Origin of the sequence: Vibrio sp. D404a, assembly GCF_030248535.1 — a bacterium.
GTDB lineage: Bacteria > Pseudomonadota > Gammaproteobacteria > Enterobacterales > Vibrionaceae > Vibrio.
In genome coordinates this window covers 191,710-204,872 of record NZ_JAHGAJ010000025.1, presented here as the reverse complement: position 1 = coordinate 204,872, position 13,163 = coordinate 191,710, and the positions used below count along the sequence as shown (strand labels likewise).

General features: G+C 45.0%; 12 protein-coding genes. 3 read left to right on the top strand and 9 right to left on the bottom strand.

What is annotated here, in order from left to right:
* Window positions 1–7: 7 nt before the first annotated feature.
* The 3 genes from KI655_RS16450 to ompW all read right to left on the bottom strand — a co-directional run bounded on the left by KI655_RS16450 (window position 8) and on the right by ompW (window position 3,932).
* Window positions 8–940 (bottom strand): TAXI family TRAP transporter solute-binding subunit, encoded by a 933-nt coding sequence (locus KI655_RS16450; protein ID WP_285407188.1) that lies wholly within the window; start codon window positions 938–940, stop codon window positions 8–10.
* A gap of 215 nt (window positions 941–1,155) precedes the next feature.
* The gene (locus KI655_RS16445; protein ID WP_373417296.1) at window positions 1,156–2,997 is read right to left on the bottom strand and encodes a choice-of-anchor I family protein; all 1,842 of its coding nucleotides are present in this window, start codon (window positions 2,995–2,997) and stop codon (window positions 1,156–1,158) included.
* Between the two features lie 275 nt (window positions 2,998–3,272).
* On the bottom strand, window positions 3,273–3,932 hold the full coding sequence (gene ompW / locus KI655_RS16440) for an outer membrane protein OmpW (RefSeq protein ID WP_285407187.1): 660 nt from the start codon (window positions 3,930–3,932) through the stop codon (window positions 3,273–3,275).
* Window positions 3,933–4,330: 398 nt separating this feature from the next.
* Here ompW and glgC point away from each other — a divergent pair, with 398 nt between their 5' ends.
* Entirely contained in the window at window positions 4,331–5,548 is a 1,218-nt protein-coding gene (gene glgC / locus KI655_RS16435) for a glucose-1-phosphate adenylyltransferase (protein ID WP_285407186.1), read from the top strand.
* Window positions 5,549–5,614: 66 nt separating this feature from the next.
* Here glgC and KI655_RS16430 read toward each other — a convergent pair whose 3' ends face one another.
* Together KI655_RS16430 and KI655_RS16425 are read right to left on the bottom strand one after the other, a co-directional pair.
* Window positions 5,615–7,027, bottom strand: a complete 1,413-nt coding sequence (locus KI655_RS16430; protein ID WP_285407184.1) for a YfcC family protein — start codon at window positions 7,025–7,027, stop codon at window positions 5,615–5,617.
* 453 nt (window positions 7,028–7,480) lie between these two features.
* Window positions 7,481–8,065 (bottom strand): hypothetical protein, encoded by a 585-nt coding sequence (locus tag KI655_RS16425; RefSeq protein ID WP_285407182.1) that lies wholly within the window; start codon window positions 8,063–8,065, stop codon window positions 7,481–7,483.
* A 416-nt stretch (window positions 8,066–8,481) separates the two neighbouring features.
* On the opposite strand from KI655_RS16425, the gene hpf reads away from it, so the two are divergent.
* Window positions 8,482–8,838, top strand: a complete 357-nt coding sequence (hpf, locus tag KI655_RS16420) for a ribosome hibernation-promoting factor, HPF/YfiA family (protein ID WP_152470208.1) — start codon at window positions 8,482–8,484, stop codon at window positions 8,836–8,838.
* Window positions 8,839–9,037: 199 nt separating this feature from the next.
* Window positions 9,038–9,193: a DUF3012 domain-containing protein gene (locus tag KI655_RS16415; RefSeq protein WP_150868545.1), complete on the top strand. Its 156-nt coding sequence runs from the start codon at window positions 9,038–9,040 to the stop codon at window positions 9,191–9,193.
* Between the two features lie 185 nt (window positions 9,194–9,378).
* Here KI655_RS16415 and phnE (KI655_RS16410) read toward each other — a convergent pair whose 3' ends face one another.
* The 4 genes from phnE (KI655_RS16410) to phnD all read right to left on the bottom strand — a co-directional run bounded on the left by phnE (KI655_RS16410) (window position 9,379) and on the right by phnD (window position 12,893).
* The gene (gene phnE / locus KI655_RS16410; RefSeq protein WP_032553432.1) at window positions 9,379–10,182 is read right to left on the bottom strand and encodes a phosphonate ABC transporter, permease protein PhnE; all 804 of its coding nucleotides are present in this window, start codon (window positions 10,180–10,182) and stop codon (window positions 9,379–9,381) included.
* A complete protein-coding gene (phnE, locus tag KI655_RS16405) occupies window positions 10,182–10,988 on the bottom strand; it encodes a phosphonate ABC transporter, permease protein PhnE (RefSeq protein ID WP_152470207.1) in 807 nt (268 codons plus the stop codon). Before phnE (KI655_RS16405) ends, phnE (KI655_RS16410) begins: the two co-directional genes overlap by 1 nt.
* Window positions 10,976–11,746 carry a phosphonate ABC transporter ATP-binding protein gene (gene phnC / locus KI655_RS16400; RefSeq protein WP_152470206.1) on the bottom strand — a complete coding sequence of 257 codons (771 nt, stop codon included), beginning with the start codon at window positions 11,744–11,746 and terminating at the stop codon, window positions 10,976–10,978. The genes phnE (KI655_RS16405) and phnC overlap by 13 nt, the downstream gene beginning before the upstream one ends.
* Window positions 11,747–11,852: 106 nt before the next feature.
* Window positions 11,853–12,893 (bottom strand): phosphate/phosphite/phosphonate ABC transporter substrate-binding protein, encoded by a 1,041-nt coding sequence (gene phnD / locus KI655_RS16395; RefSeq protein ID WP_032553435.1) that lies wholly within the window; start codon window positions 12,891–12,893, stop codon window positions 11,853–11,855.
* Window positions 12,894–13,163: the final 270 nt, after the last annotated feature.

Sequence of the window (13,163 nt, the reverse complement as noted above, 5' to 3'; positions counted from 1 at the left end):
AGAGATGTTATTTGCTTACCGAGTCTAGATACTTCTGAGCACCCGCATGAAGCGGTACGCCTTGCAATCGAGATGCATTTTCTGGTGTCGTCATCTCAGCCATTTTTACGACCTTACGAATATCACCAATGTTCTCAAATGCCGCTTTTGTTAGGTTAAATGCCATGTCATCACTCATATTGGCATTAACCACTAGCACGTTCCACACGCTTAATGTCGATACTGGCTCAACCTTGTTATAAACGCCTGCTGGAATATCGTATGCACTGTAAGCTGGATACTGTTTCATGAAGTTGGCACTCTCTTCTTCTGAAATAGAGAGCACTTTAATGTCATGAGTTAGGGCGATTTGCGTTACCGCACCAACACCTTGACCACCCACGATGAAACCTGCATCGATTTGACCATTCGCCAGTGCATTTGTTGTTTCTGAGTAGTTTAGGTAAACCGCATCGATGTCGTTTTTCACATCAATACCCATCGACTCTAGCAGCGCTGCCGATGTTACCGCTGTACCACTTGCAGGTGCACCAAGAGAAACACGCTTGCCTTTAAGCTGTGCTAGCGAATCGATACCTGAATCTTTAAGAGTTAGGGTATGAACCAGATTTGGATAGAGAGCAAACAGCGTCTTCACTGGCATTTTTTTAGGGAACTTGCCTTCGCCATTATAAGCATCCAACACAACGTTACCCATTGCGATACCTGCGATCATATCACCGCGGACGACCTTAATCGTGTTCTCAACTGAGGCTGCTGTCACTTCCGCTTTTGCATTCACATCTGGCACATTTTCAGACCAGACTTTTGCCAAAGCACCACCAAATGGATAGTAAATACCGCTCTGACCACCGGTACCAATTGAATAGTTTTCAGCACTTGCCATGGCTGGTAGAATCGCGAATAACGCCACTAATAAATTACGTTTAAGCACAATCATCTCCTTGATTATTAAACCGTAATTAGATGTAAACCTAGCTACAGATTTCATTAACTGATCGTTTTTTGAACCGTTTAAAACATTACTCTGCGACCGAACATTGTGCAATTAAATACTATGCAAATGTGAAACAAGTGTTAAATTGATCACTTATCAATAAAAAAGGGCAAGCCTAAGCTCACCCTTATGGTTTCAATCAATATTCCATAACCGTATTAGAATTCGATACGAAACACCGATGTCGTGCCACTCACTTCACTGCCAACGGCAATAAAGTGCTCACCAGAACGGCTAAAGTATTTAATCGATTCAGGCCCTAAATCACCCGCTTTCGGGTTGTAGGTATCGTTGTCACAATCGCCGTCTTCATCCACTTTTGTGCAAACTGGTTGTGAGAAGTCGCGGTTATTTAAGTAACTGATAAAACGACTCTCTTTTGGATCCGTCACGTCATAAACCATGATGCCACCATGACGCTCTAAGCCAATGAACGCGTAATGCTTACCATTGATCATCGCCACTTCAATAGCTTCTGGCTCAACACCTTTATCATCGCTGCGATCATCGCCACTCATGTTGTTGTCATTGGTGCTATTGAAATGCTCTGGCTGCTGTTGATAAACAATCTTGGCGAAGTCATCACCACTATCGAAGACCAACTCACCTGATTCATCCCAAATAGAGAACGATCGAGAACCAAATGCTTGAACTTTTTGATCCGCTTGCAACGTCTGTTGAGGCTTAATCACCTTTAGACGAGCTAGCTGCTTGTTGTCTTTTAAGGCTTCTGCTAATGGGTGATCGTCCGCGACATCCAACTTTTTACCGCGCACTTCGTCTACATACGCTATGCAGAAATCTTCTACTGTTGAGTATTGTGCCGTGCCTTGGAAATCATCACCATCCCACTTGTAACCAAGTTCATCACAAGCTTTCTGAGTAGTGTCAATACCATACTCTCGGCCATCACCTTCATTGGCCGTTACGATGTAGGTAGCTCCATTGACGCTATAGCTCGCGATGCTGTCTGGCATATAAAGCCCTTCAAGCATGTCATAGCTTTGGAAGTTACCCAGTTTTTTGTCTTTATTCGACGCGTCTAGCTCTGCGTTAGCCCATGACTTTCCGCCCAGACCGAAGATCGCATCAACCGTAGCCGTTTTGACATCAATCGCTGCTAGGGCATTGTTCTCTTGCAGGGCCACATAAAGCTTACCGTTGTCCGAGAAAGTTAGGTACTCAGGTTCTAGATCTTGAGCTACAGTTGCATTTGGTGCAGAGATACGAACCTTGTCGCTGAGTTCGCTATGGCGTGATTGCTCAGCATTAAAGGCCTTAAAGTCGATTTGCTTAACGACAGCATCTTGTGGTCCTTGTAATAAATCGATTAAGGTCACGCTGCCTTCTGGGTCAATAGTGTAATCCGCGTTCGGCTCACCTTCGTTAGCGGCAGCGATATAACGTCCGTCTTTCGAAAAGCTCACCATGTCTGGCAGTGCACCTGCGTTAAAAGTGGTAATCAGCTCTAGCGTGTCCGAACGATACAGCGCAATCAAACCGTTAGACTGTTTGTCTGCATTCTCGATAGCGACCGCCACCAACCCATTGTGGGTAGAAACACTGTTAGCTGCACCAATATTGATCCCAGACGCACTCGCTGCCGACTGCAAATCGATTGAACCTTCTGCACTTGGCTTGCCATCAGCATCCAGCGACAACACATCCACTTTTTTTGCTTGAGCATTCACAACGTAGAGTTTATCGGTGCAAACATCGTAGCTGACGATCTCTGCAGCTGACGTATCAAAAGGTGCGTCAGCGACCGAGGTGCCAACCAAGCGAATGCCCGTGACTTCTTTAGAAGAGGACATTGGTTGTGTTGGCGCTTGACATTCATAACCATAAAAAGTCGGCGCAGAAAAAGCAGCCACAAGTTCGCTTTCTTGATTGGTGCTCGATTGTGAACAACCCATCAGAGCGATTGAGACAGAAATTGAAGTGAAAAGTTGAGTCTTGCTTAGGTTAAATCCATTGAGTTTTAGCGAGTGCTTTTTCATATATCCTCCATGATCGAAAGTCGCAATCCTAGAGCTGTTCTATGACACCTCGCCTACAAATTGGTTAATAAAAAGTTACATCCATCGATTTGAATTATATTTATAAAAGCAGTGTTGTATATATCACGATACTGTTATGTCTACCGAAAACACATCAACATAAAAACGCACAAGCATAAAAAGCCCAGATACAAAAAAACGCCCAAGCTGGCTGGTGCTTGAGCGCTTAAAGTTAAAGCAGTTGATTAATTAGAACGATGGGAATAATCATCTATTTAGAAGTTGTAACCACCGCCGATCATGAATACCCATGGGTCGATGTCTACGTCAGTTGAGTATTGAGTGGTTGTAACACCAGCTGTGTGCTTATACTTTGCTGTTGTACCGATATCTGCATACCAAACCGATGCGTTTAAGAACCAATCATCATTGATCATGTAGTCCATACCAACGTTTGCTGCCAAGCCCCAAGAGTCATCTAGCGATAAATCACTTAGACCTGCTGCTTTGGCTTTGCTATTCAGAGACTCGTCGAAGAACACGGTGTAGTTGATACCCGCACCCACGTATGGGCGGAAATCACTTTGCGAGTCACCGAAGTAGTATTGAACCATAAACGTTGGTGGAAGGTGCTTGGTATCAGCAATTTCTCCTAGGCCACCAAAGTTAGTAGAAATGCTGTGAGAAAATGGAGTCGCGGCCAGTACTTCGAAGCTGATGTTGTCAGTAAACATGTAGCCAAGTGTCAGACCTAGCTGCGTGTTTGAATCTACTGAGAACTCAGCACCAGCAGTGTCAAGAACATCACCACTGCTGTCATTTGGAGATACCGTTGCTGCACCGACACGAACGATGAAATCGCCTTCGCTGTGAGCAAGAACGTTAGCAGACATAAGGGCTGAAAGAACCGCAATACCACATACTGTTTTTTTCATTATTATTTCCTTTTGTAGGGCTTACTTATTGATGAGTCAGTAATCATTTCTTATTTTGCGTGCAAGGTAGCACACAATAACCCCACATTATTGATGGAAATCAATTTGTGAAAACTTATGAGTATTTATATAAATTTATTTAACCTCGATCACTCTATCCACCCAATTTATTGACACTTTTGTAATGCAACTTTCCCGTGCATCATTTTGTTAAACAAAACACTGAACACACCCAGCGCACCAGTTCGGTGCAATTATTTCCTTTACACTTACCCCGTGTGCTATTTTGGTGCACCTGTACCTGTTATCATCTTTTCAACACTATAATTCAACAACTTACATATGGCTTAAAGCTTGCAGTAGTCTTGGCATAATCATAAATACATTGAGGTTCTGACATGCAAGACACTCTAACCATCGTACTCGCAGGTGGCGTAGGTTCTCGGCTTTCCCCACTTACAGACAACCGCGCCAAGCCCGCCGTCCCATTTGGTGGCAAATATCGAATCATCGACTTCACGTTAGCAAACTGTTTACATTCTGGTTTGCGACAAATACTGGTGTTGACTCAGTACAAATCCCACTCTTTACAGAAACACCTGCGTGATGGCTGGTCGGTACTCAACCCAGAGCTTGGCGAGTTCATCACCAATGTTCCCCCTCAAATGCGTACCGGAGACAGCTGGTACAGCGGCACGGCTGATGCCATCTATCAGAACTTGTACCTACTCTCTCGCAGTGAAGCAAAGCACGTCGTGGTGCTGTCTGGTGATCACATCTACCGCATGGACTACGCGCCGATGCTCAAGCAGCACAAACAGACAGAGGCCGATCTCACGGTCGCGTGTATGGAAGTGTCGATTGATGAAGCCAAAGAGTTTGGTGTGATGGAAATTGACGAGTCTCACCAAATTCAAAACTTCACCGAGAAACCACGCTACCCCGCGTGTGTTCCGGGTAGACCAACGAGAAGCATGGCCTCGATGGGTATCTACATTTTCGACAAAGAAGTACTGACCCGCGCCCTATTAGACGATGCGGAAGATCCAAACTCTAGCCACGACTTCGGCAAAGATGTCATCCCTAAACTGGTGAACAATCAAAGTGTGTATGCGTATAAATTTGGCAGTGAAGAGGGACGAGTGACGCAAGACGCTTACTGGAGAGATGTCGGTACCATCGACTCTTACTATCAATCCAACATGGACTTGCTTAAACCGGTCTCCCCTATCGACCTTTATCAACCGGACTGGGCGATTCGTACCTACGATCAGCAGCTCCCACCAGCTCGCACCATCGCATCGGTCGAAGGCAACCAAGGGATTTTCATTAATTCGATGATCGCCAATGGCGTGGTGATTGAGGGCGGCTCAGCGCAAAACTCCATCTTCTTCCCTAAAGTAAAAGTCGAGAATGCGGCAATTGTTATCGACAGCATCCTTTTTGAGAATGTAGAGATTGGTAAAAACTGCCACATTCAAAACTGCATCATAGATAAGCACGTTAAAGTACCAGCAGGGACTATGATTGGTGTTGACAGTAAAGAAGACGCCAAGCGATTCCACATATCAAAAGAAGGAGTGATTGTGGTGCCTTCTTCATATCGATTTGATTAGCCGAATTCATTTGGACACAAAAAAGGCAGCGTAACTCGCTGCCTTTAATGTTTCTATTCATATGGCTTAGAAAGGACCCAGTTCTATCATCTGAGCGATAACCACAGAGATAAGCGCACCTGCCGACCAGAACAGAAATAGCGGTAGGAAGAAGCGAACCCATTTCGAGTAAGGCACTTTTGCAATTGCCAACACCGCCAGCAAACCACCGTTGGTTGGATAAATGTAGTTTGAGATACCATCACCCAATTGAGACGCAAGTGCCGCTACCTGACGCGTAACCTCACCGATATCCGCCAGTGGAATGATGATTGGCATCGTAATCACCGCTTGGCCACTGCCCGACGGGATAAACAGGTTGATGATGGCTTGCGAGAAGTAGATACCTGCAGCTGCCACCAACTTTGAGCTACCAGAGATGATTTGCGCTAGGTAGTAGATAATAGAATCGACAATTTTAGCGTCTTCCATGATCGTTAATACCGAGCGAGCAAAGAAGATGATCAACACTGCGACCAGAACATCGCTCACGCCCTTTGTCCAGTATTCACAAATCTTGTTTGGAGACAGTCCTGCCACGAGACCCGGAATGATCGCCATTGCTACGAATGCACCCGCGATTTCAGTAAAACCGAAGCCCATGGTCAGTGTGCCGTAAATCATGTAGGCAAACACACCTAGGAACGCAATACCCGCCAGCTTTTCACGAGAGGTGAGCGCCTTAGCTTCAACGTTCGACTCGTAGTGGTAACCCGTACCATGTAGCAAACCTTTGGTTGGATCTTGCTTGATTTTACGCGCGTAGTTCAGAACATACCAAGCGCCTGTTAAGAGCATAAACATACCAACGATAAAGCGGTACCACATGCCTGAGTACATTGGCAGCTCTGCAATCGTATGAGCAATACCGGTAAAGAATGGGTTAGCCAAAGCCGCAGCAAAACCTGCACAGCTCGCCAAAAGAACCACACCCAGTGCCGTAATCGCGTCGTAGCCTAGCTTGATGCAGATAGGGATCATCAAAGAGATGAAGATAACGTCCAACTCACGCATCCCGGTAAAGGTTACGTTGAAAAAGATCGCCGTCATGATCACTGGCGCAATCACGTACAGTCCCTGCTTTTTCAGTTTGCTGGTTAACGCAACAACCGATGCATCCAATAGCCCCATGTGTTTGATGATACCAAATGCACCACCCACAAAAACCACAACGCCCATCACGCCTGAGGCTGATTTAAAGCCCTTAAAAAATGATTCAAAAAATGAGGCTAATGTTGTTGGGTTGCTCGCGAGCAATGTATAGCTGTCTGGGTCGATAACGGTGCGACCATTCATCACTACCCTTTCAAATTCACCTGCGGGGATAAAGTAGGTTGCGAAAGCCGCAACAATTACCATGATCACCAAAGAGAGAAACGGGTGGTTTACCTCTTTTTCATTCGCAGATTCAGGTATGGATGAAGATACCGTAGTTGTCATATAAGCTCCTTACTTGTCAGCTACTAGCAACGCCTAGCAGCAAGGATGATTTTGGGAAAAACAAAGCCCTTCACGCCAACAAAGTTAGCGCTAATGCGGGATGTTTAATAAAGGTCTTTGATAGATGGCGCTCTCAATGCACATGAATGAAGTAGTCTGAGCTACTTTCTTGCGTCCGAGCAGAATGCAGATGTTCAACCTGATAGCTAAACTGAGTGAGGACATTACCTTTAAAGGCGGAATTAACCGCGTAGGTAATGCGTATTTTATCAATTACAAAGACAAGCGGCGCATAATAGCACAACGAGCGGTAAATAGGGCGAAAAGTGTGATTTTGATCTAACTTTATCTCCGGGTGTTTAAAAGCCTTGCGAACTGATGTTAAAAAGCCCCGCGAACAGATGTTAAAAAGCCCCGCGAATACGGGGCCTAAGTCGAATTGGAGTAGCTCTGTTATTTCGGCGCAAGCTCGTAGTTCTCGGCCATCTCATGTGGTGCGATACCGTACTCGTAATCCGCTAAGAATCCATCTTTGTAAACTTTCATTCCTTTATCATCCCAGCTCACTTTAATGATCGCTGTTTCGCCATCTTCGCTTCCCATTAGCTTTAGCATCTCGGCATCAATTTTAATCGCTTTGATGGTTTTAATACGCTTAAACGGTTTGAACTCTGTGGTTGACGTTGGCAGTTCACCATAACTGCTTACCCAAGTCTCTTTTGGCACTAACCATTGATTATAAACGTCGTCCACAATCGGCTTAGGCATGCTTGCAATTACCACATTGTCTGTCATTACGTTATTGGTTTCTAAGCTATAACCGCCCTTACCGTCTGAAACATAGGTCGGGAAATCCGCGCCGATTTCGGACTCCGCAGGTAAGCGACCTAGGGTGACTGATTTTTTCACGTACAACTCAGCAGTATCAAACTTTTGCATGATTTCAGGGATTGCTTGAAATTCTACTGGGGCAGCAAACAGATTAAATGACACGGACATAGAAGCTGCAAGTGCAGCAAGTTTTAACGGCATAGACATAGTCAGAAGATCCTTAATGAACAGTGCGCCTACGATAAACCGCATAAAGTACGAGTCAACAGATTGCTGAGGGAAATATCAAGAGCTGTGATATTGATTAAAGGTTTTCGAGCTCGAAATAAGAGGAAAGTAAGCAGTTGTATAAAAAGTGACTAATATTGAGAGTAATTAGCTTGAAGGGATAAATTACTGCGGCAGAGAAACAAATTAGAGTAATTCATCAGGCATGATGCAAAATTAAACATGTATCAAAATCACGAGACATAATATGCGCACGGTTTTGGTGAGTTTCAAGAGCCAAACAACAGATTATTTGATAACACTGAACTCAATCACACATGTGTGTTTCCGCTGTTGGTTAATCTAACGGATGTTTGCTACGTTTAAATGACACAGTCATTGGAAAGGTATGATTTATGAAAGTAAACGTTCAAACACATCACGTATCAATTAACGACGACTCACGCAAAGACATCGAAGGCAAGTTCGATAAGATTGCTAACCACTTTCCATCACTGATCAGCTGCGACATCATCATCACTAAAGAGCACAACCAACATCAAGTTGAGGTATTCACAAATTACGAAGGTGTGCGTGTAACAGCCAAAGCGACAGACGATATTATGTATCCTGCCGTAACCGCAGCAATCAAGAAACTTGAAGCAGGTCTGAGTAACAGAAAAGGGCAATTGAAAGCCGATCTTCACGCTAAACCGACCAGCACTAAGCCAGAAATCGCGTCTGACATCATTCAAGAGATGAAGCTAGTTTAACTCGGCACTCTTTCATCTTATAAGGTGAATGGATAAGGAAAACAGAATATTAAGAGCCAGCCAACGTGCTGGCTTTTTTGATCTTGCAATAAAACGTGCTCCGTCGATTAAACCATACAAAGTGTTGTCGATATCACACATAGCAAGTAGTATGGAATCCACTATCGTTATGGAACAATGCAAAAAAAGGATGTTTATTATGAAAAAGATCGCACTTGTACTTTTCTTGGCAAGCCAACTCATGGCCTGTACTGAAGTCGGCAGTGAAGCTTGGTGTACGGATATGAAAGAGAAACCTAAAGGCGATTGGACAGCCAATGAAGCCGGTGATTTTGCTAAGCACTGCGTATTCTAATCCGATACCTCAAGCTGACTGCTTACAGTAAAGCTTATCGGCTCGATTATAGCTTTCAGAGCTGAACTGCTGAGAATCAATCTAAAAAAACGACCCTAAGAAGACCGAGACTCCTAGGGTCGTTTGAGCTTAAAATGCTAGATAAAAGCTCTCAATCACACAGTTTTACGTTAGGGAATACGTAATTAGATCAGTTTGTTACGAATATGAATCACGACGGCTTCCGCGATGATCACGACCGCAAAAATACTCACCAGTACCATTGATACCTTCTGCCACTCAAACAAGTTTTGAGCATCATTCAGTACCACACCTATACCACCTGCACCTACTAAGCCAAGCACGGCGGATTCACGAACGTTAATATCCCAACGGAACAGAACAATCGAGTAGAAAGCGGGCATGACTTGTGGCCAATAACCTTTTAGTAGAACACTCATCCAAGACGCGCCAGTTGCACGTAAGGCTTCAATTGGCCCCATGTTCACTTCGGCAATGGCTTCCGCTAACAGCTTCCCTACAAAGCCTACACTGCGGACGGCAATTGCCATAATGCCTGCAAGAACACCGGGGCCAAACAGGGCGATGAATAGCAGGGCCCAAACTAATGAGTTCACTGAGCGTGAAGACACTAGAAAGAACTGAGCAATCCAATTCAAGCTTTTGTTTGGCGTAATATTTGGCGCATTCAACAGCGCTAAAGGTATCGCAAAAATAAGAGTAAACAGTGTGCCGAGCGTTGCGATGTGCAGCGTCTCGATCATCGCATCATGAATGGTCGTTGGATAAAACCCATAATCCATCGGTAGCATGCGTTGAAACATATCCGCGAACTGCGCAGGCGCGTCATACAGAAACTCAGGAATCACTTCCACTGTTTGCCAAGACCACACAATCGCGCTCACCAAACTCAGATAAATGGCGAATCGAGCGATGCGTTCATTAGGAGTAAATCGCTGCCACTCTCTATCAATAGATGCTGTTGTCATCAGAAAATTCTCCTAACGATGTTGGAAAGAAACTCACCTACAAGAATCAAAGCGATAATGGTGATCAAAATCGCCGCTACAAAATCGTAATCGAAGCGCTGGAATGCCGAGAACAGTGTCCCACCCAGACCACCCGCACCAACGATACCAACCATGGTCGAGTTACGTAGGTTCGAGTCGAGTTGGTAGCTAGCAAAGCCAATAAAGCGAGTGAACACTTGCGGCATTACCGCATACAGAATCACACTCACAAAGCTTGCCCCAGTCGCTTTAATAGCTTCGACTGGTTTGAAAGAGATCTCTTCAATCGCTTCTGCAAACAACTTGGCAATGAAGCCAATTGAAGCGAACACGAGAGTCAGGATCCCCGCCAATGCGCCGAAGCCCACGGCTTTTACGAATAGAATCGCAATGATTACTGGGTGAAAAGAGCGACATAGCGCGATAAAGCCTCGAATTGGCGTTGATACAATCGATGGCATCATGTTTCTTGCTGCTAATAAGCCCAAGAACAGAGAGATAACGATGCCGAAGAAGCTCGAAATAATCGCGATCTGCAAGCTCTCCGCCAAACCACTTAACAGTAAGTTTGTGCGTGAAAAATCGGGCGGAAACATGCGCGATAGTAAACGCTCACTTTCGCCAAAACCGATAATTAGTCGGTCAAAGGTCAAACCCAAGGTCGAAAAGCTATAGAAAAGGTAAGCGACGATCGCCACCACAATCGCACGGTTTGTCCACGATGCCTTAAACGGATTCTGATATTGAGTCTGCGATGTCGATGAGTTTGTGGTTAATCCAGCCATGACTCACCTCCGTAGATGATCTTAAGGTCATCTTCTGAGATACCTTCAGGGCTGCCATCGTAATGCACCTTACCGTTACACATACCTATGATGCGTTTCGCATAACGCTTCGCTAGGCTCACATCGTGAATGTTGACTAGTACCGGGATATTTTTCTGCTGTGCGAAGGTTTCCATCAACTCCATGATTTCTACCGCTGTTTTAGGGTCAAGAGATGACGTTGGTTCATCAGCCAATAAGATGTATGGGTCTTGCATAACAGCACGAGCAATACCCACACGCTGTCTTTGACCGCCAGATAAGCTGTCTGCACGCTGATTAGCGAAGTCTTGAAGGCCAACAAATTCTAGTAGTTCGAAGGCTTTTGCAAGGTCTTGTGAAGAGTAGTTACGACGCCACGCATTCCAAGCCGTCATGTAGCCTAAGCGGCCACTCAGCACGTTCTCAATAACAGTCAATCGCTCTACTAGGTTGTACTCTTGAAAAACCATACCAATGTGACGACGCTGTTTACGCAGCGCTTGTCCCTGCAGTTTTGTCAGGTCAGAACCATCAAAGATAATCTCACCCTTACTTGGATCATTTAGACGGTTGATGCAACGAAGCAGTGTACTTTTACCCGTACCTGATGGGCCAATGATGGCGATGATCCCTGGTTCATCGATATCAATATTAATTCCTTTAAGGATCGGCTTTCCTGCTACGTATTCGTGATACAGGTCGTTGATCTTAATTCCGTCATAGCTAGCTACGGCCATACTGCGTTTCCTTGTGCAAATTTAGAATGAGCGATGCCCTACCCGTGAGGGCATCGACTTAAAACAACTTATTCAGTGAATAAGTGAAAATGGTATTAGAGAGGAGTTACTGACTGTTTGCTTGTTTCGCGAGCTCAGCTGCTTTTTTCTTCGCGCGTTTCGCCGCATCTTTTTCCGCAAGCTTTTTCAGACCCGCTTTGGTGTAAGCAGTACCGGTTGCATGAGCGATATCACGAATCACGCCCCACTCTTCTTTGTAAGAGATAGGAGAGAAACGGTCAGCGCCTTTGAATGCTGCGCTCATTTCTGGTGTAAAGCGGTAGCTAAAGAAGGCTTCGTTGATCTTATCAACAAGCTCTGGTTTAAGGTTGTAAGCGTAGCCAAATGCTGATGTTGGGAAACGTGGGCTGCGGTAGATGATTTTAAGCTCAGATGCATCTACGCGTCCTGCTGCAACCATGCGGTCGTAAACATCAGAGGCGACAGGTGCTGCATCGTAGTCTCCGTTGTATACACCCAAAATAGATTGATCATGCTTACCCGAGTAAAGCACCTTGTAGTCTTGGTCTGGTACTAAGCCTTTTGCAGGGAAAAGTGCACGTGGTGCAAGGTTGCCAGAGTTTGATGACGCAGAAGTATGCGCAACCTTTTTACCTTTCAGATCAGCCATCGTCTTGATGCCGCTGTCTTTACGCACGATAGTGATTAGGTTGTAACCTTGGAAGCCTGACTCATCACCTTTCACCGCGATTGGTACATAACCCGCTAGGTTAACCGCATAGCCCGTTGGACCTGTCGAGAAACCTGCAACGTGCAGACGACCAGAACGCATCGCTTCCACTTGTGCAGAGTTTGAGTGCACTGTGTAGTAAATCACGCGCTTACCTGTGATCTTACTTAGGTGCGCTTGGAAATCCGCAAATGCATCTTTATACAAGGCTGGGTCTTCTACAGGAGTGTAGGTAAACACGAGCGTACTCGGGTCATTCCACTCATCTGGATTTTTAGGCGAGTCTGCCACTAAATCTTGGTTTTCATCACAGTATCGATCGTCTAACACACCACGGCTAGAGCAGTCGTTTGCCATAGCCATTGAAGGAAGTAGTAGGGAGCTAGCGATTAACAGTCCTTTAACACTGATTTTCATATTCAAACCTTACTTTTACTTTTTGTTGAGGGTCGAACCTCTTATTGCACCCTTTGTGCCAACTATTATTTTATTTATTTTCAACCACTTAAAACAAATCTCATTTTAGGTGATTAGATTTGAGTCATTTTTGTCCAAGCTATTAATATGAATTTGGGTCACTTTTGTCCCACACTTATCAAGCCAAAAAAAGAGCCCGAAGGCTCTTAAAAAATAGATTGAGATTGTCCAATCATAGAGACAGGCAGCTCACTTCATACCGCCCATCTC